This is a genomic window from Paenirhizobium cremeum (assembly GCF_047553425.1).
In the GTDB taxonomy this organism is placed as follows: Bacteria; Pseudomonadota; Alphaproteobacteria; order Rhizobiales; family Rhizobiaceae; genus Allorhizobium; species Allorhizobium cremeum.
On the sequence record NZ_CP180218.1, the window covers coordinates 195,110 to 218,719 of the forward strand.

Genomic DNA, 23,610 nt, shown 5'->3' on the forward strand with positions numbered 1-23,610 from the left:
ACCGGGGAGGGTGAAAGGCAGGGCAGGTTCTGCATGACGTCATTCCGCATTATCGAGAATTTGCACGGGCTTCGTCCACTGGATCAGGACGATGCAGCCCTCTTCGGAAGACACCGAATGGATGCTGCCCTGCGGATTGGCGACGAAGGAGCCCGGCCCGTAATGGCCGAACTCGTCGCTTTGCGAGCCGTGGAGGACGAGGATCGTCTCGAGCCCCGCGTGAAGATGCCGGGGCACGCTCGCGCCCGGCGCATAACGCAGCAGCGCCACCTCCGGTTCGCCCGTGACGAGCCGGCAGATATCGACGCCGTCCCGGAAGAATTCGAAATCGCAATGACGCCAGCCGCCTTGCAGGAGATCGGTCAGCGTGAAGGCCTCAGTCATTGAGTGCCTCCGCGATCTGGTCGACGCTTGCGGCCCAGCCGACGATGGCGCCCTGGGCGGTAATCATGTCGATGGCCGCCTGCTTGAAGGCGGGGAAGTAGCTCTCCGTCGCATCGACGGCCAGCAGGCATTCATAGCCCCGGTCGTTGGCCTCGCGCATGGTGGTCTGGACGCAAACCTCGGTGGTCACCCCGGCGAATACGAGCTGGCGGATGTCCTTCTCCTGCAATATCTCGCCGAGCCCGGTGGCATAAAAGGCGCCTTTGCCGGGCTTGTCGATGACGATTTCGCCCGGGATGGGATAGAGTTCCGGCACGATGTCCGCGCCGTCCTCGCCTGCGATCAGGATGCGGCCCATCGGGCCGGCATCGCCGATCCTGAGCGTTGGACTGCCCCGTTCGCGCTTGGCCGGCGGGCAGTCGGATAGGTCGGGCGCATGGCATTCGCGCGTATGGATCACTGTCAGGCCCGCCCTGCGGAAGCTGCCGATCAGCCGGGCGGTGGCCGGCACGATCGCCTGCAGCCGCGATACGTCGTTGCCGAGCGTCTCGCCGAAACCGCCGGGCTCGATGAAATCGCGCTGCATGTCGATGACGATCAGCGCCGTTCGCGCGGGATCGAGGGTGAAGTCGAAGGGGCGGGCCTTGATCGTTGCCATCAGTGATGTCCTGCCATGTGCTTGCCGATTTCGCCGATATTGGCGGCAGAGGCCGGCGTTTCATAGACGATGCCGCCTTCCGACATGACCAGAATGCGGTCGGAAAGTTCGAGGATCTCGTCGAGGTCCTCGCTGATGAGCAAAACCGCCGCCCCTTCGTTGCGCGCCTTGACGATACGGGCGCGGATTTCGGCCACCGCCGAAAAATCGAGCCCGAAGCACGGATTGGCGATGATAAGCAGGTCGACCTCGCCGTTCAGTTCGCGGGAGAGCACGGCGCGCTGCACATTGCCGCCGGAGAGCGAGGCGATGGGGGCGGAAAGCCCGGCGGTCTTCACCTTGTATTCGCTGACGCGGGCGGCGGCCTCGGCTTTCATCCGGCGGCCTTCCAGCCAGAAACGCGGCCTGCCCTCGGCGAAATCGAAATCGCGGAAGAAGATGTTTTCGGCCACCGTCATCTTCGGCGCGCAGGCATTGCGCAGGGGCTCTTCCGGCAGGTAGCGGATGTTGAACCTGCGCGCCTCGCCGCGGGTGGCGCGGAACGGCATGTCCTTCACCCGTATCTCCCCTTCTTTCAGCGGTCTCTGTCCCGCCAGCATTTCCATCAGCTCCATCTGGCCGTTGCCGGATATGCCGGCAATGCCGACGATCTCGCCGGATTTCACCTTGAGATCGGCAATCTCGATGGTCTTCAGGCCGGAACGGTCCGGCGCCCTCGCGCCTGAGACCGAAAGCACGGTTCCGCCGTTCACGGCGAGGCGCGCGGCGGGGCGAACCAGTTCCTTCTCGCCGATCATCATCGCCGCCATGTCGGCAGTCGAAAGCTCCGAGACCTTGCCGCCTCCGACATGTTCGCCGCGCCGGAGCACGGAAACCTCGTCGGCGAAGGCGGTAACCTCGCGGAACTTGTGGGAGATCATCAGGCAGGTGAGCTGTTTCGATGTGGTGAGCCCCCGCACCATGCCCAGCAGTTCGTCCGCCTCAGCCGGCGTCAGCACGGAGGTCGGCTCGTCCAGGATGAGGAAACGGCGACCGAGATAGAGCTGCTTGAGGAGTTCGAGCTTCTGTTTCTCGCCGGCGGCAAGCCGCCCGACCGGTATGTCGAGCGGCACGGAGAAGGGCATGCGCGCCATGAAATCGGCAAGCCCCTTGCGCTCCCTCGCCCAGTCGATGCGGGCCGGCACGTCGGCGCGGCTGATGACGAGGTTTTCCGCGGCCGTCAGCGACGGCACCAGCGTGAAGTGCTGGTAGACCATGCCAAGGCCGAGATCGTGGGCGGCGCGGGGATCGGCCACTTCGATTTCGCGACCCTCGACCATCATCTGCCCCGCCGTGGGGCGATAAAAACCCATCATGCATTTGACGAGGGTGGATTTGCCGGCCCCGTTTTCGCCGAGCAGCACGTGAAACGATCCGGCGGCAACGGTAATCGAGACGTTGTCGAGCGCGGTGAAGGAGCCGAAGCGCATGGTCATGCCGAGCGTTGCGACCGCGATCGCCCGGTCCGGCGCCTTGTATTCCTCCGGGGGGACCTTCATGGCAGGGCCTCCACGAACTTCTCGCTGTCCGACACCGAGCCGAACACGCCGCCCTGCATCTTCACCATCTTGATCGCCGCGGCGTGATTGCCCGGATCGGTTGCCGCGCAGCAGTCTTCGAGCAGCAGGCATTCGAAGCCGCGATCGTTTGCCTCGCGCATGGTCGTGTGGACGCAGACATCGGTGGTGATGCCGGACAGCACGATATTGTCGATGCCGCGCGTTCTCAGCAGAAGCTCGAGATCGGTGGCGCAAAAGGAGCCCTTGCCGGGCTTGTCGATGATCGGTTCGCCTTCGAGTGGCTTCAGGTCGTCGATGATTTCCCATCCCGGCTCGCCGCGCACCAGGATGCGTCCGCACGGGCCGGGGTCGCCGATCCCCGCGCCGATCTGGCGCGAGCGCCAGCGCTTGTTGGGCGGCAGGTCGGAGAGATCGGGCCGGTGTCCCTCGCGGGTGTGGATGATGTGGTAGCCCTTTTCGCGCATGGCCGAGAGCACCTTGCGGATCGGTTCGATCGGTGCGCGGGTGAGCGCAATGTCATAACCCATCTTGTCGACATAGCCTCCGACGCCGCAGAAGTCCGTCTGCATGTCGATGATGATGAGGGCGGTGTTTTCCGGCCTCAGATCGCCGTTATAGGGCCAGAGATAGGGGTCTGCCTGAATGGTGGTCATCTCGTTTTCCTGGCAATCCGTTGTTACTTGACGATGGAGAGTTCGCCGGGGGCGGACGGCATGGCCCGCGTGGTCGAACTGGTGGCGATGAGAAGGGCAAGCGTCAGCACATAGGGCGCGGCGTAGAAGAGATAGTAGCCGCTGGTCACGCCGACGGATTGCAGCGCCGGCCCAAGCGCGCCAGCACCGCCGAACAGGAGCGAGGCGTAGAGGCAGTTCACCGGGTTCCAGCGGGCGAAGATGACGAGCGCCACCGCCATGAGGCCCTGGCCCGAGGAAATGCCCTCGTTCCAGCTTCCGGGATAATAAAGGGAGAGATAGGCGCCGCCGATGCCGGCAAGCGCGCCGCCTGCCGCGGTGGACCACAGCCGCACCCGGTTGACGTCGATGCCGAGCGCACGGGCGGCGTCCGCGCTGTCGCCGGCCACGCGGATGGTCAGCCCGATGCGGGTGTTCTTCAGCATCCAGGAGGCGGCGAAAGCAAGGACGATGCCCGCGAGAAAGAGGACGTTGACGTTCAGCGCCGCCTGGACCTGGGGAACCTGCGACCAGAAACCGAGCGGTATCGCCGGCAGGTCGGGTGCGACGGGCTGCACATAGGGCTTGCCGAAGAAGAAGGCGAGGCCGGAGCCGAAGATCATCAGGGCGATGCCGATCGCGATGTCGTTCACCTTCGGCAGCTTGCAGACATAGCCGTGGACGAGGCCGAAGACGAGACCGGCGAGGGCGGCGGCCAGCGTGCCGAGCCATGCCGAATTGCTGTGATAGGCAACCGCATAGCCGCTCATGGCGCCGAAAACGAGGGTGCCTTCCAGCCCAAGATTGATCCGGCCCGATCGTTCCGTCAGGCATTCGCCGATGGAGACGAAGATGAACGGGGTGGAGACGCGGATCGCGCCGCCGAGAATGGCGAGGGGCACGCCCCAGAGACCGATATCTTCCATTTAACCCTTGCTCCCCCTGATGAGCCGCTTGCAGCTGAAACGATCATGGAAGGTTTCCGAAACGAGGATGGCGATGAAGACCATGCCTTCGAAGACGAGCACGGTGGCGTCCGGCAGGGCGAGGCGGCGCTGCACCAGTCCGCTCGACGCCTCGAAGCCGGCAAAGAGAACGGCCGCCGGAATGATCGCAAGCGCGTTGTGGCGGGCAAGGAAGGCGATCAGGATGCCGGTATAGCCATAGCCCGCCGCAAGCGATGCATTCGCCGATCCGTGAACCGCCGCCACTTCGAACATGCCGGCGAGCCCGGCGAATGCGCCGCCGAGAGCGGTGAAGCCGATCATCAGCAGCCCGGCGGGCAGGCCCTGGATTTGCGCGGCGCGGACATTGCCGCCGACGATCCGGGCCGCGAAGCCGAAGGTGGTCTTTTCGATCAACACCCAGCTTGCGACACATGCGACGAGCCCGACGGCAAGTCCCCAGTGGACGCCGATGCCGGGGATCTCGCCGATGCGCCAGAGATCCGGAAGCGGCGCGGTCGACGGTTTGTTGAGGCTTGCCGGATCGCGCAGCACGCCCTCCACCAGATGGTTCATCAGCGCGATGGCGATATAGGCGAGCAGCAGGCTGGCGATGGTCTCGTTGACGCCGCGATAGTGGCGGAGCGCACCGATCCCGCCGATCCAGGCCGCGCCGATCAGCGCGCCGGCGGCCGCCATGAGAGCGATGCCCGCGGCGCCCGGCAGGCCGGGCAGGAGGGTTGCGACCGCGCCGGCGGCGACGCCGCCGAGCACGATCGCTCCTTCGCCGCCGATGATGACGAGGCCGAGCCGCGCCGGCAATGCAACGCAAAGGGCCGCCAGCAGCAGCGGCGCGGCGCGGGAAAGCGTATTCGTCCAGGAAAAGGCGGTCCCGAATCCCGCCTTGTAGACGAGAAGATAGAACTCGACCGGCGACTTGCCGAGGAAGACGAGAAAGATCGCAAAGGCGATCATGCCCGCCAAGAGGGCCGCCAGCGGCAGGATCACCGCGTCGATTCGGCGGATCGCGGCTTCCGAAAGGAAACCGGACCGCCAGGCGGCGCCCGCCGCCAGATCAGCCTGAATGCTCATGGCCTGTCTCCCCTGTCCGTTCGAAGCTTTGCGCAGCGCAGCCGGCGCACCGGCCGCCCCATCCTGTCGCGCACCTGTCAGGAGGTGGAGCCGACGACGCCCTCGACGAGGTAGCCCATGCTTTCCAGCGCCACATCGGTTTCGGCGAAGGACTGGTCGGCGGCGGCGACGACATTGCCCTTGTTGTCCTTGAGAGGTCCCTTGATGACGGCGAAGCCGCCCTTGAGGATTTCGGCCTGCGTCGCCTCGAACTGCTTGCGGGCCTCTTCCGAGACGGCGGGGCCGAGCGGGCTCATCTTGACGAAGCCCTCCGCCAGGCCGCCGCGCACGAAGTTGGCGATCTCGCCGCCGGCAAGCGTGGTCTTGACCATGTCGGTATAGACCTTGCCCCAGTTCCATTCGGCCCCGGTCAGGTATTTTTCCGGTGCGAGCGAACTCTGGTTGGCGTGATAGCCGCAGAGGAACATGCCGCGTCCCGCGCCCGTCTCCATCACCACCTTCGGTCCGTCCACATGGCAGGTGATGACATCGACGCCCTGGTCGGCGAGCGCATTGGTGGCTTCCGCCTCCTTGACGGCCAGAGACCATTCGCCGGTGAAGATCACATGGCAGGTGATCGAGGGATCGACGGCGCGTGCGCCGAGCAGGAAGGAGTTGATGTTCAGCAGGACCTGCGGAATGGGCTTGGCGGCGACGAAGCCGATCTTCTTCGATTTGGTGGCATGGCCCGCGGCGATGCCGTTCAGATATTGCCCCATGCCGATATAGCCGAAGTAGGAGCCCACGTTCTTGGGCTTGTCCGGGGTCCAGAGGCCGCCGCAGTGCTCGAAGCGCACATCCGGGTTTTTCGGCGCAAGCGCGAGAATATGCGGATCGAAATAGCCGAAGGATGTCGGGAAGATGAGCTTTGCGCCGTCGAAGCCGATCATGCTTTCCATGGTCTTCTGGACGTCGACCGTTTCCGGCACCTGCTCTTCCTCGACGACCGTGACGCCCTCGATCTGCTTGACGACGGCCGCGCCCTCGGCATGGGCCTGGTTGTAGCCGTAGTCGTCCTTCGGACCGACATAGATGAAACCGACGGTAAGTCCCGCCGCACGGGCCGCGCCGGCCGGCACGAGGCCGGAGAGCGCCGCTGCGCCGGCAAAGCCGGCTGTATTTCTGAGGAACTGGCGACGACTGGGCATCAGGATGTTCGACATGGAAAAAGCTCCCCGCTCTTGGTGAATTCCCGGTGAAAGAATGAAGGCGATCGGCGCATCGGCGGCGCCCTTGGCCGGTCGCGCCTGAATTCCGCGGACCAGTAATCCAGATGGAAGCGCTTCTGTCTTGTGCTATGTTTTCGCCGGTCCGCTGCAAAAATTGCAGCAGCCGGAAGGAGGCGAAAAATGCGCTATCTCTCTTCGATCCGCTATATCGACGCGGTGGTGAAGGCAGGTTCGATCCGGGCGGCGGCTGAAACGCTGGCGATCACGTCCACGGCGCTCAACCGGCGGATACTTTCGATGGAGGAGGAGCTTGGCGCGCCAATCTTCGAGCGGCTGCCGCATGGCGTCCGCCTGTCGGCGGCGGGCGAGATCTACATCCATCACATCCGCAACCAGCTTTCGGACATGGAGCGGGTGAAGTCGCAGATCGCCGATCTTTCCGGCGTGCGGCGCGGCCATGTGTCGATTGCCTGTTCGCAGGCGCTTCTGCCCTATTTCCTGCCCACACAGATCGCGCTTTACCGACGGGAGCATCCGAACGTCACCTTCGCCGTTCACCTGCGCGACCGCGAGGCGGCCGAGCGCGCGCTGGTCGACCACAGCGCCGATCTTGCCATCGTCTTCGAGCCGGTCCGGCTTACCGACTTCATGACGTTGATGCGGGTGCGCCAGCCGGTTCACGTGGTCATGGCGCCCGATCATCCGCTCGCCGACCGCGAAACCGTGCGGCTGGCCGATTGTCTGGCCTTTCCGATCTCCCTGCCGACCACGCCCTACGGTGTGCGCCATCTGATCGACATCGCGGTCAGAACGGCGTCGCTCCGCATCGAGCCGGTCATCCAGTCGGACAATTTCGAGTTCCTGCGCAATCACGCCGTTGCCGAAAACATCCTGTCCTTCCAGATCCCGATCGGCTTTGCCGACCAGACCTCGACCGGCAGCATGACGTCCCGGCCGCTCGACAGTCGCGATGTGCCGGCGGGCATTCTCTATCTCGGACAGTTGAAGGGGCGGACGCTGCCGGTCGCCGCCGCGCGCTTTGCGGCCCAGTTGACGAGCGCGCTCGCGTCACAGTTCGAACTGTCCTGAGGAGGCTTTCTCCGGCGGATCGGCGGCGCATCACCGCTGCCACCCGCAATCAGAAAATTTCCCGTTCAGAGTTCCCCGGAGACTTCCCGCCTGTTGCGGTCCAGTTCCTCGCTGTAGCGGCGCAGCGTATGGCTTTCCGTCAGCAGGCCGATCACCTTCTGGCCGATGAGGTCCTCGACGACGGCGAGCGCTTCGCTTTCCGTCTGGTCGAAAAAGCCCACCGCCTGCCTGGCATTCATCGTCGGCAGGAGGACGTCGTTCTTGTGGGCTGCGAAACTTCTGACCGGGGCCGCCGAATTCTGTCCCTCGACGAGATTGCCGTGAACCTCCGGCACGAGGACGATACCGGCATATTTGCCGTTTTCCTCGACGAGGATGACACGCTGGGTGGACCCGACGGGAAACTGCTTCCTGAATTCCTGGACGGGCATGTCGGCTGGCACGGTCCTGACATCGGCGCGCATCAGCTTTTCGACCGTCAGGTTGCGGATCCAGCCGACATCGTGCGCGCTGCGGATCGTCTCGCCGCGAAGATGGAAACGCCAGGTCGCGAACGAATAGCCGAACAGCGTGCGGACGATGAAGGACGACGTGATGACCGAGGCGAGCACCAGCGCCGTCATCGGAAAATCGCCGGTGATTTCGAGGGCGAGAAAGGTCATGGTCAACGGCCCGCCGATGACCGCGACGGCGAGCGAGCTCATGCCGACGACCGCGTAACTCGAAGGCGCCAGCGTGGCATGCCCGAGATAAGGCGCGCCGAAAGCGAAGAGCTTGCCGAGCAGTGCCCCCATCAGCAGCGACGCGAAGAACAGACCGCCGCGGAAGCCGGAGCCGATGGAGATCGTGGAAGCCGCCGCCTTGAGCAGAAACAGGCCGAGCAGACCGATGACCGTGACATCGGTCTCCAGGTTGACATGCAGCGCGCCGTGCCCGCCGGACAGAACCTGCGGGCTGACGATGGCCAGCAGGCCGACGATGACGCCGCCGAGCGCCGGACGCATGAAATCGGGTATCGGGCTCTTGCGGGCGGTTTCCTCGACGAAGGCGACGCTCTGCATGAGCAGGATGCCGACGACGCCGCAGAGGGCGCCGAGCAGCATCGCGGGGACGTAGTCGGCCGGCAATACGGTGCCGACGCTTCCAACGTCGATGCCGGCATCGCTGGTGGCAAGCAGGCGGGCCACCAGATTTGCGCTGAGCGCCGATACCACGACCGGCGTCAGCGAGACGATCGTATAGGCCCCGATGATAAGTTCGAAGGCATAGAAGGCGCCGGTCAGCGGGGCGTTGAAGGCGGCGGCAATGGCGCCGGCGGCGCCGCAGCCGACGAGGATGCGCATGTCGGAACGGCGCAGCTTCAGCTTGCTGCCGAATTTCGAAGCGATGCCCGATGCCACCTGGGTATAGCCGGCTTCCAGTCCGACGGATGCGCCGAAGCCGTTGGAAATGATATTCTGTCCGGCGACGATCAGGCTGTCCGTCAGCGACAGCCGGCCGCCGTGGAGCGCATTGGCCTCGATGGGGTCGACCAGCGGCCGTTTTCGCCACCTCGCCAGCGCGAAGATAAGCATGCCGAGCAGGATTCCCCCGGCGACAGGAGAGGCAAGCAGCAGGATTTTCTCGTCGACCGCCGCCCCGCTCAGCCGCTCGCCCGGCTCCAGCCGGAATATCCGGGCATGCATGGTCTTCGTGATGAACGTCATGACCGAGACGGCAAGGCCTGCCGCCACGCCGACCAGCGCGCCCGCAAGCACGAGGCCGAACTCGCTGCGGCGCGGAAGCGTGCGCATCAGTTCCAGGCTGAGAAACCGGTAGAGCACGGAGGGGCTCAACCTGCGCAAACGCATGATGGGGCCGGGAAAGCGGAGGTTGCTCTGGGTCATTTCAATTCCGGCTGAACAGACGATTTCAGGACGCGGGCAGGAGCGTACTCTCGTAAGGGCATTTAATCCCGCGCCACCGCCGGTCAAGACTTTTTATCGCCGATGCCGATCCGGGCCTGACGCGGGGCTTGGCCGGGCGTCATCGAGCCGGCCTGCATGGCGCACCGTTGTCCCGTTGAAGCGATCCGGTGGCGGCGGGAATGCGGAGTTGAAAGGCCTGTTTCGAAGAGCCCCCTGGATTTCGGCATCATTGTCGGAGGATCGCGTACGAGCCTCATCGGATCGCGTTGAGGAAAGTTTCGCTGCCCGCAGAAAAGCAAAGGCCGCCGGGTTCCCCCGGCAGCCCTCGTCCTGAGCGAATGGTGCTTACCAGGTGTAGCTGAGATTTGCCTTCACTGCCCTGCGGTTTCCAAACAGCACGGTGTCGGAATAAAAGCCGGGCGTGAAATACTTCTCGTCCGTCAGGTTGGTGCCGGAGAGGGTGAGCTTCAATCCGTCGAGATCCGGCGTGCGCGCCCCGAAATCATATGTGAGCGCGGCGTCGAGCAGCGTGTATCCCGCCACCTTGACCTGCGAGCCGGTGGAGGTGTCCATCACCGCCATGGAACTGCCGACATAACGAAGGCCGCCGCCGATGGTGAGACCCGCGAAGGCTTCCTGCTGGAAGGCGTAATCGAGCCAGAGCGATGCCTGGTGGTATGGAACCGCTGCCATGCGCGTGCCGACCTTGCTGATGCCGGTACTGTCGGGATTGTCCTCGGTCACCCGCGCGTCGGTGTAGGAATAGGCGGCCGTCAGGGCCCAGGCGTCGGATAGCTCCGCTTTTGCCTCCACTTCGAAGCCGCGCGAGCGAACCTCGCCCTCCTGGACCTGGTAGCCGGGATTGAGCGGGTCCGCGGTGGTGACGTTCTGCTGGGTGATCTGGAAGACCGAGGCGGTAATCATGCCGTTCCAGTCGAGCGGCTGGTACTTGACGCCCGCCTCCCACTGTTCGCCCGTCGTCGGCTTGAAGGCCCGGCCCTGGAAATCCGTGCCGGTCTCCGGCTGGAAGGACGTGGAATAGCTGACATAGGGGGCGATGCCGTTGTCGAAGAGATATCCGATGCCGATCCTGCCGGTGAAGGCGTGATCCCGGACGTCGTCGCTGCTGTCGGCCAGATGGTTCTCCACGCGCGTCTCGACCCAGTCGTAACGTCCGGCGAGCGAGACGATCCAGTTGTCGATCTTGATCTGGTCCTGGGCATAGAGGCCAAGCTGCGACTGGCTGAGGGTTTCATCCGCCCATGGATCGCCGAAGGTCAGTCCCGAGGCGTCGTAGACCGGATCGAAGATGTCGACCGTCACGTAGCTGGTCGAATTCGTTCGCCGCTCGTGGCCCTTGTAGTAGCCGTAGTCGAGACCGAAGAGCAGGTTGTGCTCGGTCGGGCCGAGATCGACGGTGCCGCCGATATTGTTGTCGACGAGGAAGCTGTCCGTGGTCTTCGGGCGCTTCTGCGCGCCGATGCGGGCGTAGTGATCGTCGTAAAGCGCCGTCGGCCAATCCCAGATCCAGCCCGAGGTGTAGTCCACCTCGGCATGGCTGTAGCGAAGGTTCTGGTTGAAGGTCCAGCCACCGTCGAATTCGTGCTTCAATTCGTAGCCGACGGAAGTGTTGACGGTGTTCCACTCCGTCACGCCGGGAATGCCGAGATAAAGGCTGGAGGGGATGCGCGGCCCGTTGTCGAAGATGGTGTTGTCCATCGGCAGGCTCTGTTCGGCGCCGCCCTTTTCTACCCGGTGATGGCTGGCAAGAAGCGTGAAGGATGTTCCCTCATCCGGCTTCCAGGTGAAGGCGGGGGCGATATAAAGCGCGTCGTCAGGCGAATGGTCGATCTGCGTGCCGCTGTCGCGAAGAAGGGCGGTGAAACGGTAGAGGAATGCATCGTCCCCGGATACAGGCCCGCCGAAATCGGCCGCGACCTGCTTGCGCCCGAAGCTGCCGTATTCCACCTGCACCTCGCGGTAGGGAGCCTCGGTCGGCCGCTTGGAGGTGGCGTTGATGAGGCCGCCCGGGGTTGACTGGCCGAAGAGCACCGAGGATGGCCCCTTGAGCACGTCGAGCCGTTCGAGGCCGTACATTTCGATGTCGTTGTCATAGGCGTTGAACCCGCCGCGAATGCCGTCGCGGTAATTGGCGTACTGCCCGATCGCCCGGAAGCCGCGCATGTAGAGGTCCGGCATGCCCTGGCCGCCCGGATAGTCGATCGCGCGCAGGCCCGGCGTATAGGCGACGGCGGCGTTGAAATCGGCGACCCCGCGCGCATCCATCTCCTTGCGGGTCACGACGTTGACGGTCTGCGGCACTTCCAGGATCGGCGTGTCGGTCTTGGTGGCGATGCGGCTGCCCTTGGCGACGATGCCGTTCGCCTGGCTTGCCGTGCCGCTGACGACGATCGGCGCAAGCTCCGTGGAGCCGTCGCCGCCAATGCCGCCGGTCTGCGAGGGGCCGATCAGCGTCACGGTCTTCTCGCCGCTGAAGCGCCAGGAAAGCCCGCTGCCGCTCAGAAGCCTCGTCAGTGCGGCATCGGCGGAAAGCGTGCCGGTCACGCCCGGCGAACGGATACGGGCCGGGACGGCGCCGTTGAAGACGATATCTATGCCGGTTGTGGAGGAAAAGCGCACCAGAGCATCGGGAAGCGGTTGGGCGGCTATGGAAAAAGCGTAGGATTGCCCGGCAACCTGCGCTGCCGCGGGCGGTGCGGCGGCCTGCGCGAGCGTCCAGGCGGCGCCTGCCGCCAGCGCCACGCGCATCACCGCGAACCCCTTGCCCCGTCTCGATATCTTCCGATGAAATGAACGCACCACGAACCCCCTTGGATCATCATGAAACCGGCCGTCGCTACGGCCTCGAAAGACATGACGAACGGGCTTTCTGAAAACCTGAGTTATTCTGCAGGTTTTTTAGCGGTTATAGACGAGGGCGAGCCATGGCGAGATGGTGACGATGCGGACCGGCAGGCCGAGCTGCAGCGTGTCGAGGATGCGATCGGAACGCTTGACGTCAACGATCAGCGTCACAGGACGGTCGGCCAGCTCCGGGTCCATCAGGACGATCTTGCCGCGGCGCCAGCGTTCGATATCGGCGATCACCTTGCCGAACGGCGCGGAAAGGAAGACGAGCTTGCCGCTGCGCCAGGCGAGGCGGGTTTCGATGTCCGTCTCCACCGGGTCGGAAAGCCGGCCCTTTCGATAGGAGAGGCTCTGGCCCTCGTTCAGGATCTCGCGCCGGCCGGCGGCTGTCACCTCGACGGCATGCTGGGTAACGAAGACCGACGTTCCCTCCGGCTCGATGGCGACGGAATATTGCGTGCCGAGCGCAGTGGCCCTGAGGTCGTCGGTCTCGACCGCGAAGGGCCGCGACGGATCGGCGACCACGGATACGAAGATCTCGCCCCGCATCAGCCGCACGCGGCGAGCCTTTTCGCTGAAATCGATGGAGAAGGCCGTTTGCGGGGAAAGTTCGATCCGCGTGCCGTCGGGCAGCGTCACCGTTTTCGTCTCCCCGGTACCGGTCGAATAGTCGCCGAAGGAGCGAAGAAGCGTCAGTCCGGCGAAACCGGCTCCGCCGGCGACGATGACGAGCCCGCCGCCCTTCAGCATGGTTCGCCGGGATAGCGACGATGCGCGTCCGCTTTCCCCGACAAGCCCCGCTCCGCTCCAGAGCCGTTCGAATTCGGCATAGGCCTGCGCATGGCGCTCGTCCTCCAGCAGCCAGGCGCGGAACTGCTGGTGTGCTGCCGGGTTCGGCTCGTCGAGAAGCCGCGCGAACCATTCCGCCGCGGCTCTCGATATGTCCGTTTCGTCTGCACTCGATGTCCGGGGAGGTTTTTTCATTCTGCACTCGTCACGGCGATGCTCGCTCCTTCACTTCCAAGGACGTCGCAGGCGGGCGAAAATCTGGGTCAAGTCCGCATCATTTCCGCTTTCAGGCGCTCCAGCGCCGTGACCATGTGGCTGAACACCGTCTTGGGCGAGATGTTGAGGCGAATGCCGATCTCGGCATAGGTCAGCCCGTCCAGCCGGGATAGCAGGAAGACCTCCCGGCATTTCGGCGGCAGCGCGTCGATGGCCTTCTGCAGGCGGCGAAGCTCGTCGCGGCCCATGACGACGTCTTCCGCCGAAGGCGCCGGATCGGCGATGCGTTCCAGCCCGTCGACGCCGAGGATGAAAGGCGCGATCCGGCGTCGCCGTTCGTAGTCGGCGGCGAGATTGCGCCCCGTCGCCACCAGATAGCCGGCGAGATCAGCGACATCGGTGAGGAGGCTGCGGCGCTCCCAAAGCTTGAGGAAGGTGTCCTGGGTCAGGTCGGCTGTCGTCGCGCGGCAGCCGACGCGGCGGTAGATCGTGGCCATCATCCGTTCCCTCACCGAAAGAAAGGCCTGAAGCAGGGGAGGATGACGATTTTCGCTCATGCCGCTCGGCATATTCTCATCACGGTTCAGGGGGCAGACGAAATGCCCATAAATATGACTGTAAAAATCATCTTATGCGACGGATCGCCGCTTTGCAACGCCGGCCCACTCGCCATCCCGCAAGAGATACGCTTTCCGGAGGTCCTGCATGGTCTGCCGAAGCGTAGGCGGCGGGACGTCACGAAAAGGAAGAGGCCGAGGCAATGTCCCGGCTCATTCCGCAGGCTTTTCGCTGTCAGGGCTGCTCCTGGGGCAAATGCCCACGGTGTCGCCCTCAAGGCATACGAAGGCGATGCCGCCATTCTCGAATGCCAGGCGCAACTGGGCTTCCGTCGCGCGGTGAACGCTGTGGCGCTCCCCTTCGTAGTCGCGGATCGTGCCCCTGGAGACCCCCGAACGATCGGCCAGTTCGCTCTGGGTCCAGTCCAGGAAACCCCGCGCCGCGCGACAGAGGGCAGGGCTCAAAAACTTCTGCCGGTCTGCTTGACCCACCATGCGATCCTGACCATAATGACCAATATAGATCATATATGACATTTTTCTCCGCATTGCTAGTGGTCCAGGCGGCGCCCTGTTCCCGGCATCGCTGAGAGGGAACAAGCAAAGGAACGGGGCATTGGGATAACGCTGGATTCGCATTTCCTCCTTGTCCTGTTGATGCTGCCTTTCGCCGGAAGCCTGATTTCGGTCTTTCTTCTGAACACGTCTTCGCGGGTGCTGCCGTCCTGGGTGGCCGGCGTCGTGGCGTTTTCTTCCCTCCTGATCGTGCTTCTCGCCTATCCCGCCATATCGGGCGGCGAACCGCTTCGTTTCGAGGCGGAATGGGTTCCCCAGCTCGGACTTGCCTTCAAGCTCAGGATGGACGGCTTCGCCTGGATGTTCTGCGTGCTGATTACCGGCATCGGCCTGCTCGTCATCGTCTATGCGCGCTACTACATGTCGGAGGACGACCCGGTTCCGCGGTTCTTTTCCTTCCTGCTGGCTTTCATGGGGGCGATGCTCGGCATCGTCATCTCGGGCAATGTCATCCTGCTGTCGGTCTTCTGGGAACTGACCAGCATCTTTTCCTTCCTGCTCATCAGCTACTGGCACAACGCCGCGGCGGCGCGCGACGGCGCCCGCATGGCGCTGACGATCACCGGCATTGGCGGCTTCTGCCTGCTGATCGGCCTGCTTCTGATCGGCAACATCGTCGGCAGCTACGATCTCGACAAGATCCTGCACTCCGGCGATCTCATCCGCGGCCACGCGCTCTATGTGCCGGCGCTGGTTTTCATCCTGCTCGGCGCCCTGACCAAGAGCGCCCAGTTCCCGTTCCATTTCTGGCTGCCCAACGCCATGGCGGCTCCCACCCCCGTTTCGGCGTTCCTGCATTCGGCGACCATGGTCAAGGCCGGCGTCTTCCTGCTTGCGCGCTTCTGGCCGGCCCTGGCGGGAACCTATGAATGGTTCTGGCTCGTTGGCGCCGCCGGAATCGTCACGCTGTTGCTCGGCGCCTATTTCGCCATGTTCCAGCAGGATATGAAGGGCCTGCTCGCCTATTCGACGATCAGCCATCTCGGCCTGATTACCACCCTGCTCAGCCTCGGAAGCCCGCTCGCCACCGTTGCGGCGATCTTCCACATGCTGAACCACGCGACGTTCAAGGCTTCGCTCTTCATGGCCGCCGGCATCATCGACCACGAGACCGGCACGCGCGATATCCGCAAGCTCTCCGGCCTCTACCGCTTCATGCCGATAACGGCGCGGCTCGCCATGGTGGCGAGCGCCGCGATGGCGGGCGTGCCGTTGTTGAACGGCTTCCTCTCCAAGGAAATGTTCTTCGCGGAAGCGGTGCAGACCCATGCCGATTCCATTCTCGACCGCATCCTTCCCTATGTGGCAACGCTTGCGAGCGCGTTTTCCGTCGCCTATTCGCTGCGCTTCATCCACACCGTCTTCTTCGGGCCGCCGCCGGTCGGTCTGCCCAAGGAAAAGCCGCACGAGCCGCCGCGCTGGATGCGTTTCCCGATAGAATTTCTGGTGCTGATCTGCCTCGTCGTCGGCATTGCGCCCGCCATCTCCGTCGGGCCGTTTCTCCTGACCGCCGTCTCCAGCGTGCTCGGGCCGCAGACGCCGGAATACGACCTTGCGGTCTGGCATGGTTTCAACCTGCCGCTGGCGATGAGCGTCGTCGCGCTCGTCGGCGGCACCCTCCTTTATGTCGTGTTCCGGAACTATCTGGCGCGCTGCGAGGACGGGCCGCCGCTGTTGCGGCGATTGCATGGCCAGCGCATCTTCGAGCGCGTGCTCGTCGAGGTGTCGTGGCACTGGGCGCGGCAGGCCGAAAAGCGCATCGGCACGCGCAATCTCCAGCCGCAGCTGCGCTGGGTGGTGGCCATGGGCTTCTTCGCCGGCCTCCTGCCGCTCTACCTTTCCTCCTTCGAGCCTCGCCCCTTCGCATTTTCCGGCGTCGATCCCACCTTCGCCGCGCTCTGGCTGATCGGCGTCTGCCTTGCGATAGGCACGGCTTACCTTGCCAAATACCACCGTCTCGCCGCGCTCGTCATGCTCGGCGGCGTCGGACTGATCGTCTGCGTCACCTTCGTCTGGCTTTCCGCGCCGGATCTGGCGATCACCCAGCTTCTCGTCGAGATCGTGACGACGGTTCTCATCCTGCTCGGCCTGCGCTGGTTGCCGAAGCGTTCCGAAAACGTCGACGAGATGATTACGCTGCGCGCCCGCTTCCGCCGCTTCCGCGATCTCGCGCTGGCGGTCGCCTGCGGCATCGGCATGACCTTCATCGCCTATGCCGTGATGACGATGCCGGTGCCCGACGCCATCGCCAACTACTTCCTCACCAATGCCTATTCGCAGGGCGGCGGGCGCAATGTCGTCAACGTCATCCTGGTGGATTTCCGCGGCTTCGACACGCTCGGAGAGATCACCGTCCTCGGCGTCGTGGCGCTCACCGTCTTTGCCCTGCTCAGGCGTTTCCGTCCCGCCGCCGACAGCATGGCGATGCCGGAACAGCAGCAGATCCAGAACCGTCTGGACGAGGAGCGGCCGGGACGCTCGGCGGGCGATACGGTGAAGGACTACCTGTTCGTGCCCTCGGTCATCATGCAGTGGCTGTTCCCGGTCATCATCACCTTCTCCGTCTACATCTTCATGCGTGGCCACGACCTGCCGGGTGGCGGCTTCTCGGCCGGGCTGACGCTGTCGATCGCCTTTCTGCTGCAATATCTCGCCGGTGGCACGCGCTGGGCGGAGGATCGCCTGCGCATCCTGCCTCTGCGCTGGATGGGCATCGGTCTCCTGACCGCAACCGCCACCGGCGCGGGCGCATGGCTCTTCGGCTATCCGTTCCTCACCTCGCATTTCCGCTACATAGAGCTTCCGCTGATAGGCAAGATGCCGGCCGCGACCGCGCTTCTGTTCGACCTCGGCGTCTTCTCGCTGGTCGTCGGCTCCACCGTCCTCATCCTCGTGGCACTCGCGCACCAGTCCATCCGTATCAACCGCCTTCACGCGGTCGAAACGGAAAAGGCGAAGGAGGCCTGATGGAGATCATTCTCTCGATCGCAATCGGCGTCATGACCAGCTGCGGCGTCTGGCTGATCCTGCGCCCGCGCACCTATCAGGTCATCATCGGCCTTTCGCTGCTCTCCTACGCGGTGAACCTGTTCATTTTCGGCGTGGGCGGGGTGAAATCGAACCTGCCGCCCATTCTCGAGGAAGGCGCATCGACCTCGATGATCGCCGACCCCGTGCCGCAGGCGCTGGTGCTCACCGCCATCGTCATCGGTTTCGCCACCACGGCGCTCTTCCTCGTCGTGCTGCTCGCCTCGCGCGGGCTGACCGGCACCGACCATGTCGACGGCAAGGGGGGCTCGCGATGAGCGGCTGGTCCCACCACCTCATCATTGCGCCGATCCTCGTTCCGCTCGTGGCGGCCGCCGTCCTGCTGTTCGTCAACGAGCGCCAGCGCGTGACGAAGGCGATGATAAGCCTCGTTGCAACGCTGCTGCTCGTAGCCGTGGCGCTTGCGCTCTTCGGGATCGAGAACAGGCATGAGGCTTTCGAGGGCGTCTATCTGCTGGGCAACTGGGCAGCGCCCTTCGGCATTGTGCTGGTGCTGGACGGGCTTTCCGCGCTGATGCTGCTTTTGACGGCCGTCGTCGCCATTGCGGCGCTCGTCTATTCGCTTGCCCGCTGGCATGCCGTGGGCGCCCATTTCCACACCATGTTCCAGCTTTTGCTGATGGGGGTCAACGGCGCCTTCCTCACCGGCGACCTGTTCAATCTCTTCGTCTTCTTCGAGGTGATGCTGGCGGCTTCCTACGGCCTGCTGCTGCATGGCTCGGGCCCGCTGAGGGTGAAGGCCGGCCTGCATTATATCGCGGTCAACCTCGCGGCAGCGCTCCTTTTCCTGATCGGCGTCAGCCTGATCTACGGTACCGCCGGCACGCTGAACATGGCCGATCTCGCCGCCCGCATTCCGCAGATCGAACCGGACCGCCGCATGCTGATGGAGGCGGGTGCCGCCGTGCTCGGCATCGCCTTCCTCATCAAGGCCGGCATGTGGCCGCTCTGCTTCTGGCTGCCGACCGCCTATAGCGCGGCGTCCGCCCCGGTCGCCGGCGTCTTCGCCATCCTCAGCAAGCTCGGCATCTATGTCATTCTCAGGCTCACCATGCTCCTGTTCGGCAGCGGACCGTCGGCGGGCTTCGGCGCGAGCTTCCTCGTCTTCGGCGGCATCGCGACGCTGATCTTCGGCATCATCGGCGTGCTCGCCTCCCAGGCGCTCGGACGTCTCGCCGGCTTTTCGGTGCTTGTCTCCTCCGGCACGCTCTTGATGGTGCTCGGCATCAATGACGGCGCGGTGTCCTCCGGCGCGCTTCTCTATCTCGTCTCCTCGACGCTGACGATCAGCGCCTTCTTCATGCTGATCGAACTCGTCGAACGCGGACAGGATGCAGGTGCTGCCGTTCTCGCCGTCACCATGGAGGCCTATGGCGAGGGCGAGGAGGGCGAACCGGAGGAGGGGGAGGGCGTGACCATGCCGGGCACCATGGCCATCCTCGGCACCTGCTTTGCGGCCTGCGCCATCCTTCTGTCCGGCCTGCCGCCGCTGTCGGGCTTCATCGCCAAATTCGCCATGCTCTCGGCGATGATGGGCACGGGCGCCATCGGCGTGCCGCCGACCGCCGCCGTCTGGACGCTGATTATCCTGGTCATCCTGTCGGGCCTCGCGGCGCTGATTTCCATGACCCGCGCCGGCATCCGCACCTTCTGGACGTCGATCGAGGGAACCGTGCCGCGCGTTCTCGTGATCGAGATCGTGCCGGTGATGTTCCTGCTGGCGCTCACCCTTGCGCTGACGGTGCGCGCGGGACCTGCCATGCACTATATGGACAAGACGATCCGCACGCTCGGCAATCCGGATATCTATATCGACGCCGTGAGGAATGCGGCCGTGCTGCCGGGTGTCGGCAAACGGCCCGGAACGGAGGGCGATTGATGTTTCCCTATCCCGTTCTCACCGTCTTTCTCGTCGTCATGTGGCTGCTGCTCAACGGCTTCACGCCCGGCCACCTCCTTCTCGGCCTGATCGTCGCGACCTTCGCCTCTTGGGGCATGGCGTCGCTCCGGCCCGACAAGCCGAGGCTGAAGAAATGGTATCTGCTGCCGAAGCTAGCGGCGATCGTTCTCTACGATGTCCTCCTTTCCAACATCGCGGTCGCCATGGTCATCCTCAAAGGCCGCAGGAAAGGGCATGCCCCCGCCTTCGTCACCCTGCCGCTGGAGCTGGAAAACCGGACCGGCCTTGCGTTTCTGGCCATCATCCTCACGAGCACGCCGGGTTCGGCATGGCTGGAATACAATTCCCACGACCGGACGGTCCTCCTGCATGTGCTCGACGTCGCAGACGAGGCCGCCTGGGTGGATATGGTCAAGAACCGCTATGAAAAGCTGCTGATGGAGATATTCGCATGAGCGCCATCGTTATCTTCACTGCGGTTGCGATCGCCCAGTCGATGCTGGCGGTGGCGATGGCGATCGCGTCCATCCGCATGTTTCGCGGACCGCGCGCCCAGGACAGGATCATCGGGCTCGATGCGCTCTACATCAACGCCATGCTGATGCTCGTCACCTTCGGGATCGGAACGGGGCGGGTGGTCTATTTCGAGGCGGCGCTGGTCATCGGCATGCTCGGCTTCGTCGCCACGGTGGCGCTCGCCAAGTTCCTGATGCGCGGCGAGGTGATCGAATGATACAGCCCGCAGCCGATATTCCGCTTGCCGTCGCGGTCGCGGTCGCCTTCTTCCTGCTGTTCGGCGCATCGCTGGCGCTGATCGGCGCCATTGGCTTCCTGCGGCTCGGAACCTTCTACGAGCGCATCCACGCGCCCACGCTCGGAACGAGCTGGGGCATCGGCGGCGTGATGATCGCCTCCATGCTCTATTTCAGCTTCTCCCTGCAGAAGCCGGTGCTGCACGAACTCCTGATCGGCCTCTTCGTCACCGTCACCACACCCGTCACCTTCCTGCTCCTCGCCCGCGCCGCCCTCTACCGCGACCGCACGGAAGGCAAGAACGGCGTGCCGGGCGGGATCGGCAAGGCCAGCGGGGAGCAAGCGGAGGAGGAGCCGGTCGATCCGTCCTGAGGGGGATTGCGGGGGCGGCTTTGCGCCTTCGTTTCGGACGTTCGAGCGTTTGGCTAGGATTGCACCAAGCAGTCGTTCGGTGCGACCTGGGCGTCAATGTCGGAAGCCTGCTCTTCTCTGAGGTGAGGTGCGGCCTGCCGCCATAGCGGAGCCGCGGGATCGGCCATTGTTCTAACCTAGGTCGCAACAAGTCACCGGAGCACTTCTAGGCGTTGCCTGAATCGCTCCCGTGCCGCCGGGTGAATCGAGCGTAATTCTCTCTCCACCATTCCGACAGCTTTATCGATTTGACCACCTAAAGCCAGTTGGAACAACTCCGCCTTCTTTCGTTCATTAGCTTGTTCATCGAACTTCCGAGAATCGAACAGAAGAATAGCTTCTTTGATCATGTCCGCCGACCTCATCGAGGCACCAAGCTCCATCTTAGCCAAGAGCGGATAGGGTGAACCTTTGAAAAGTTCGATGGCATCATTGATGATGCTCATAGCTGTAGCGTCATCACCTTTTACGTAGTACTCGTATCTAGCCTTCATGCATGCCTCGACCTCCTGTCCCTTCTCGCTCGAGATTCGAGCAATAGATTGAAGAGTATCCCTCATCTCAGAAATTAATAGGGTTTCTCCACCCGAAGAGATCTTGTACTTATTTAACAATACCTCAAAATACGCTTGGACACTTATAGGGTTAGATGGAAAATCATGATAACTATCCTTAGCCAGACTGAAGGCTTGGTCATAATTCTCGGTAATATTATATATCAGCACAAGCTCGCGCTTGGAGTTTTCCTCCCATCTGTGCTCCCCCATGGCCGACTCAAACCGCGGAATAGCATCATCGTAACGTCCCATTTTTCTATAGTAAAAGCCTAGAACATAATCATGTTCCTTGCCCCGTATTTTTTGCACTTCCGAAAGAAATCTCACGTCCCTTCTTCTGGCAAGAGCCATACAGTAATAGTGAGTTATTTGATTTCTGATATAATCCTCGTAATTGCTTTTATTCAAAACTCGTTCTGCTAGATCGATAACATCGCTGTATTTCTTATTCTTATAGTTCTGAGAAATAGCGTTCAAAAAGTGCGCGGGGATGAGCAGTCGTTCAGGCACTGGCCGCCCTTCGAGGAGTGCCATTCGAATAGCGACTGCTTTCTCGGAGTAGTCGAAGTTGTCGGCAGTTTCCTCAGAGTTGAACAGCGCTTTGGACACTGACGCAATTGCCTTCGAATAACTCTCCGGAATACTTACGCTTCCTCGCGCAACGTAGTCGCGTATAACGTCGTTCAAACGGACGTATTCTCCAAGCGTTCCAATTCCCTGGCAAATACCATGTTCGATAAACTCATTTATTGTTGGAAGTAGATCGATCGACATTTCTTCACTCAACCTTGAGATGAAGTCCAATGAAACGAACTCGAACCAACTCAGGAATGTCAACATTTCGAATTTTGCAGCGTCGTCTCGATATCCCTCTACGTATAAGCTGGCCTTCAATCGTGCAAAATCGACGATCTCATTCGATCGAGCCGTTGCGCTATGTATCCCCTCGTCTCGGATAATCTCCCCAGCGTAGATCGCTTGCTCAGGGTATCCGTTCAAGATGTTCCGAAAGAAATACAGTTCAGATGTATTTACATCGGCGACTCCTTCCACGTCTCTAAGGTATCGAACCAGCAGGCCCAAACGTTCCGTGTCACTAAGTTCGGGGACTCTGAGGTGGTAGAGTCGATCTTTATTTCTATAGGTTGCCGCATGAGGACTTGTTCCGGACGCGATGCAGAAATAAATCCGATTTTGAGGGAGCTTATCGCACAGTTCTACAAACCAGTCTGCGTATGTCCCGCCGAATTGGACGATGCAACGCCAGTCATCAATAAGTAGCACTTCATTTTGCTGCCCGAGTTCGATTGCTAACTTGACCAGAATGTTGATTTTTTCTTCCAGATCGAGTGCCGCAAGATCAATACTTGCATCAAATTCTCCCGAGAATCCGAGGTCGAGTACCTTGCTCAGAAATCCGTCTATACCGTCCTCGTAGCGAACGGGAATGACTATGGGTTGATGGTAATCGTCAATCTTGTTAGATTTCCTTAGTGCTTCGAGAAGAAATTTCTTCCTGCCGATCTCCCGCAAACCAGACGCTACTACGGCGCAAGGAAGAGGCTTTTCATAGTCGTCCATTCGCGCTTCGAAATCTTTGAGTTGGTCATTTCGCCCAACGAAGAGACGTCTTGCCCGGAGGGACTTTGGGTTGCTATCGATCGACAACTTGCTAAATGCCGCGTTGATGATGCGAAAAGCGGCATTTGGACGTGGAACCACACGTAAGTTGTAGTTTTCGCGAAGCCAATCCGGGATTCGTTCGTCTCGATATGTAATCTTGCGATCTATTATCAGCGGCAGGACTTGTTTCAGCTTTCCCGAGTCGAGGAGACGTTTGCTGTTGACGATCTCCGTCTTAACCCACTCGGAGTTCAATGCTGAGTCCGAGATCAAAAGGACGAAAAGATCGGTCCGATTGAGATTTTTCATTATCTCATCGATGGTCTTCATTCCCGCCTCAAACGTATAAGCGTCGTAGATCGCGCGGTCTCCGAATTTCTCGGCGAGGATTGATACATACCCCCTCTTGTCGGCGCTACTGTGGGAAAGAAAACAATGCATTATGAACGCCCCTCCATGCAATACAAAGCTACCGTAAGGTGTATCATCTGCCCGCGGCATACTTCAACAAGGCAATTCATTAGGCTAGGTCGATAAAGTGGGTTTCCCGATATGTGTAGGGTATGGTTCACGGTTGTCATGTAGCGGGGACAATTCTGACACGAGGCGAGCAGTCAGAAACGGAGTGCCCACACCCCGCAGGTTGGCTGCCTCTGGCGCGACATGCTTGAGCAATACGGCAAATGGAAATCGGTTATGCTCATTTCAGCAAGTTGCGACACTTCAGAAATGTCCGCTGAGGCCTCGCTATCACTTAAACCGGACATTCCGCTTACGGCAGAATGCAGACCGCAAACGCG

20 protein-coding genes are annotated in these 23,610 nt (G+C 62.3%); 7 read left to right on the forward strand and 13 right to left on the reverse strand.

Going from position 1 to position 23,610, the window contains the following annotated elements:
• Positions 1-39 precede the first annotated feature (39 nt).
• The 7 genes from ACLBKR_RS21175 to ACLBKR_RS21205 all read right to left on the reverse strand — a co-directional run bounded on the left by ACLBKR_RS21175 (position 40) and on the right by ACLBKR_RS21205 (position 6,510).
• Complete coding sequence (locus tag ACLBKR_RS21175) at positions 40-384, reverse strand: cupin domain-containing protein (RefSeq protein WP_113339887.1); 345 nt, start codon at positions 382-384, stop codon at positions 40-42.
• The gene (locus tag ACLBKR_RS21180) at positions 377-1,042 is read right to left on the reverse strand and encodes an isochorismatase family cysteine hydrolase (protein ID WP_113439179.1); all 666 of its coding nucleotides are present in this window, start codon (positions 1,040-1,042) and stop codon (positions 377-379) included. The genes ACLBKR_RS21175 and ACLBKR_RS21180 overlap by 8 nt, the downstream gene beginning before the upstream one ends.
• Complete coding sequence (locus ACLBKR_RS21185) at positions 1,042-2,580, reverse strand: ABC transporter ATP-binding protein (RefSeq protein ID WP_414901904.1); 1,539 nt, start codon at positions 2,578-2,580, stop codon at positions 1,042-1,044. The genes ACLBKR_RS21180 and ACLBKR_RS21185 overlap by 1 nt, the downstream gene beginning before the upstream one ends.
• The gene (locus ACLBKR_RS21190) at positions 2,577-3,254 is read right to left on the reverse strand and encodes an isochorismatase family cysteine hydrolase (RefSeq protein ID WP_113448083.1); all 678 of its coding nucleotides are present in this window, start codon (positions 3,252-3,254) and stop codon (positions 2,577-2,579) included. Before ACLBKR_RS21190 ends, ACLBKR_RS21185 begins: the two co-directional genes overlap by 4 nt.
• 23 nt (positions 3,255-3,277) lie before the next feature.
• Positions 3,278-4,198 carry an ABC transporter permease gene (locus tag ACLBKR_RS21195; RefSeq protein WP_112827116.1) on the reverse strand — a complete coding sequence of 307 codons (921 nt, stop codon included), beginning with the start codon at positions 4,196-4,198 and terminating at the stop codon, positions 3,278-3,280.
• Positions 4,199-5,308, reverse strand: coding sequence for an ABC transporter permease (locus ACLBKR_RS21200; protein WP_414901907.1), 1,110 nt, complete (start codon positions 5,306-5,308; stop codon positions 4,199-4,201).
• A gap of 77 nt (positions 5,309-5,385) precedes the next feature.
• Positions 5,386-6,510 (reverse strand): BMP family ABC transporter substrate-binding protein, encoded by a 1,125-nt coding sequence (locus tag ACLBKR_RS21205; RefSeq protein WP_113339893.1) that lies wholly within the window; start codon positions 6,508-6,510, stop codon positions 5,386-5,388.
• A 186-nt stretch (positions 6,511-6,696) separates the two neighbouring features.
• On the opposite strand from ACLBKR_RS21205, the gene ACLBKR_RS21210 reads away from it, so the two are divergent.
• A complete protein-coding gene (locus tag ACLBKR_RS21210; protein ID WP_113486996.1) occupies positions 6,697-7,605 on the forward strand; it encodes a LysR family transcriptional regulator in 909 nt (302 codons plus the stop codon).
• 65 nt (positions 7,606-7,670) lie between these two features.
• Here ACLBKR_RS21210 and ACLBKR_RS21215 read toward each other — a convergent pair whose 3' ends face one another.
• The 5 genes from ACLBKR_RS21215 to ACLBKR_RS21235 form a co-directional block, all read right to left on the reverse strand.
• Entirely contained in the window at positions 7,671-9,455 is a 1,785-nt protein-coding gene (locus ACLBKR_RS21215) for a chloride channel protein (protein ID WP_112827153.1), read from the reverse strand.
• A gap of 402 nt (positions 9,456-9,857) precedes the next feature.
• A complete protein-coding gene (locus tag ACLBKR_RS21220) occupies positions 9,858-12,332 on the reverse strand; it encodes a TonB-dependent siderophore receptor (protein ID WP_162758879.1) in 2,475 nt (824 codons plus the stop codon).
• 99 nt (positions 12,333-12,431) lie between these two features.
• A complete protein-coding gene (locus ACLBKR_RS21225) occupies positions 12,432-13,364 on the reverse strand; it encodes a FecR family protein (protein WP_113486994.1) in 933 nt (310 codons plus the stop codon).
• Positions 13,365-13,432: 68 nt separating this feature from the next.
• The gene (locus ACLBKR_RS21230) at positions 13,433-13,942 is read right to left on the reverse strand and encodes an RNA polymerase sigma factor (protein ID WP_113339938.1); all 510 of its coding nucleotides are present in this window, start codon (positions 13,940-13,942) and stop codon (positions 13,433-13,435) included.
• Positions 13,943-14,155: 213 nt separating this feature from the next.
• Positions 14,156-14,479 carry a helix-turn-helix domain-containing protein gene (locus tag ACLBKR_RS21235; RefSeq protein ID WP_113339896.1) on the reverse strand — a complete coding sequence of 108 codons (324 nt, stop codon included), beginning with the start codon at positions 14,477-14,479 and terminating at the stop codon, positions 14,156-14,158.
• A 120-nt stretch (positions 14,480-14,599) separates the two neighbouring features.
• Between ACLBKR_RS21235 and ACLBKR_RS21240 the strand changes: the two genes are divergently transcribed.
• The 6 genes from ACLBKR_RS21240 to mnhG are packed head-to-tail and all read left to right on the forward strand — an operon-like array spanning position 14,600 to position 20,591.
• Positions 14,600-17,485, forward strand: a complete 2,886-nt coding sequence (locus ACLBKR_RS21240; protein WP_414901912.1) for a monovalent cation/H+ antiporter subunit A — start codon at positions 14,600-14,602, stop codon at positions 17,483-17,485.
• On the forward strand, positions 17,485-17,823 hold the full coding sequence (locus ACLBKR_RS21245; RefSeq protein WP_112827124.1) for a Na+/H+ antiporter subunit C: 339 nt from the start codon (positions 17,485-17,487) through the stop codon (positions 17,821-17,823). The genes ACLBKR_RS21240 and ACLBKR_RS21245 overlap by 1 nt, the downstream gene beginning before the upstream one ends.
• A complete protein-coding gene (locus ACLBKR_RS21250; RefSeq protein ID WP_113339898.1) occupies positions 17,820-19,445 on the forward strand; it encodes a monovalent cation/H+ antiporter subunit D in 1,626 nt (541 codons plus the stop codon). Before ACLBKR_RS21245 ends, ACLBKR_RS21250 begins: the two co-directional genes overlap by 4 nt.
• Positions 19,445-19,921: a Na+/H+ antiporter subunit E gene (locus ACLBKR_RS21255; RefSeq protein WP_113339899.1), complete on the forward strand. Its 477-nt coding sequence runs from the start codon at positions 19,445-19,447 to the stop codon at positions 19,919-19,921. Before ACLBKR_RS21250 ends, ACLBKR_RS21255 begins: the two co-directional genes overlap by 1 nt.
• A complete protein-coding gene (locus ACLBKR_RS21260; protein WP_112827127.1) occupies positions 19,918-20,199 on the forward strand; it encodes a K+/H+ antiporter subunit F in 282 nt (93 codons plus the stop codon). The genes ACLBKR_RS21255 and ACLBKR_RS21260 overlap by 4 nt, the downstream gene beginning before the upstream one ends.
• A complete protein-coding gene (gene mnhG / locus ACLBKR_RS21265) occupies positions 20,196-20,591 on the forward strand; it encodes a monovalent cation/H(+) antiporter subunit G (RefSeq protein ID WP_414901915.1) in 396 nt (131 codons plus the stop codon). The genes ACLBKR_RS21260 and mnhG overlap by 4 nt, the downstream gene beginning before the upstream one ends.
• A gap of 191 nt (positions 20,592-20,782) precedes the next feature.
• Here mnhG and ACLBKR_RS21270 read toward each other — a convergent pair whose 3' ends face one another.
• On the reverse strand, positions 20,783-23,311 hold the full coding sequence (locus tag ACLBKR_RS21270; RefSeq protein WP_414901917.1) for a TIR domain-containing protein: 2,529 nt from the start codon (positions 23,309-23,311) through the stop codon (positions 20,783-20,785).
• Positions 23,312-23,610: the final 299 nt, after the last annotated feature.

Excerpts from the sequence above, each read along its gene's own strand:
- ACLBKR_RS21175 (WP_113339887.1), bottom strand. The coding sequence starts at position 384 with ATGACTGAGGCCTTCACGCTGACCGATCTCCTGCAAGGCGGCTGGCGT.
- ACLBKR_RS21180 (WP_113439179.1), bottom strand. The coding sequence starts at position 1,042 with ATGGCAACGATCAAGGCCCGCCCCTTCGACTTCACCCTCGATCCCGCG.
- ACLBKR_RS21185 (WP_414901904.1), bottom strand. The coding sequence starts at position 2,580 with ATGAAGGTCCCCCCGGAGGAATACAAGGCGCCGGACCGGGCGATCGCG.
- ACLBKR_RS21190 (WP_113448083.1), bottom strand. The coding sequence starts at position 3,254 with ATGACCACCATTCAGGCAGACCCCTATCTCTGGCCCTATAACGGCGAT.
- ACLBKR_RS21195 (WP_112827116.1), bottom strand. The coding sequence starts at position 4,198 with ATGGAAGATATCGGTCTCTGGGGCGTGCCCCTCGCCATTCTCGGCGGC.
- ACLBKR_RS21200 (WP_414901907.1), bottom strand. The coding sequence starts at position 5,308 with ATGAGCATTCAGGCTGATCTGGCGGCGGGCGCCGCCTGGCGGTCCGGT.
- ACLBKR_RS21205 (WP_113339893.1), bottom strand. The coding sequence starts at position 6,510 with ATGTCGAACATCCTGATGCCCAGTCGTCGCCAGTTCCTCAGAAATACA.
- ACLBKR_RS21210 (WP_113486996.1), top strand. The coding sequence starts at position 6,697 with ATGCGCTATCTCTCTTCGATCCGCTATATCGACGCGGTGGTGAAGGCA.
- ACLBKR_RS21215 (WP_112827153.1), bottom strand. The coding sequence starts at position 9,455 with ATGCGTTTGCGCAGGTTGAGCCCCTCCGTGCTCTACCGGTTTCTCAGC.
- ACLBKR_RS21225 (WP_113486994.1), bottom strand. The coding sequence starts at position 13,364 with ATGAAAAAACCTCCCCGGACATCGAGTGCAGACGAAACGGACATATCG.
- ACLBKR_RS21230 (WP_113339938.1), bottom strand. The coding sequence starts at position 13,942 with ATGAGCGAAAATCGTCATCCTCCCCTGCTTCAGGCCTTTCTTTCGGTG.
- ACLBKR_RS21235 (WP_113339896.1), bottom strand. The coding sequence starts at position 14,479 with ATGTCATATATGATCTATATTGGTCATTATGGTCAGGATCGCATGGTG.
- ACLBKR_RS21240 (WP_414901912.1), top strand. The coding sequence starts at position 14,600 with ATGCTGCCTTTCGCCGGAAGCCTGATTTCGGTCTTTCTTCTGAACACG.
- ACLBKR_RS21245 (WP_112827124.1), top strand. The coding sequence starts at position 17,485 with ATGGAGATCATTCTCTCGATCGCAATCGGCGTCATGACCAGCTGCGGC.
- ACLBKR_RS21250 (WP_113339898.1), top strand. The coding sequence starts at position 17,820 with ATGAGCGGCTGGTCCCACCACCTCATCATTGCGCCGATCCTCGTTCCG.
- ACLBKR_RS21255 (WP_113339899.1), top strand. The coding sequence starts at position 19,445 with ATGTTTCCCTATCCCGTTCTCACCGTCTTTCTCGTCGTCATGTGGCTG.
- ACLBKR_RS21260 (WP_112827127.1), top strand. The coding sequence starts at position 19,918 with ATGAGCGCCATCGTTATCTTCACTGCGGTTGCGATCGCCCAGTCGATG.
- mnhG (WP_414901915.1), top strand. The coding sequence starts at position 20,196 with ATGATACAGCCCGCAGCCGATATTCCGCTTGCCGTCGCGGTCGCGGTC.
- ACLBKR_RS21270 (WP_414901917.1), bottom strand. The coding sequence starts at position 23,311 with ATGCCGCGGGCAGATGATACACCTTACGGTAGCTTTGTATTGCATGGA.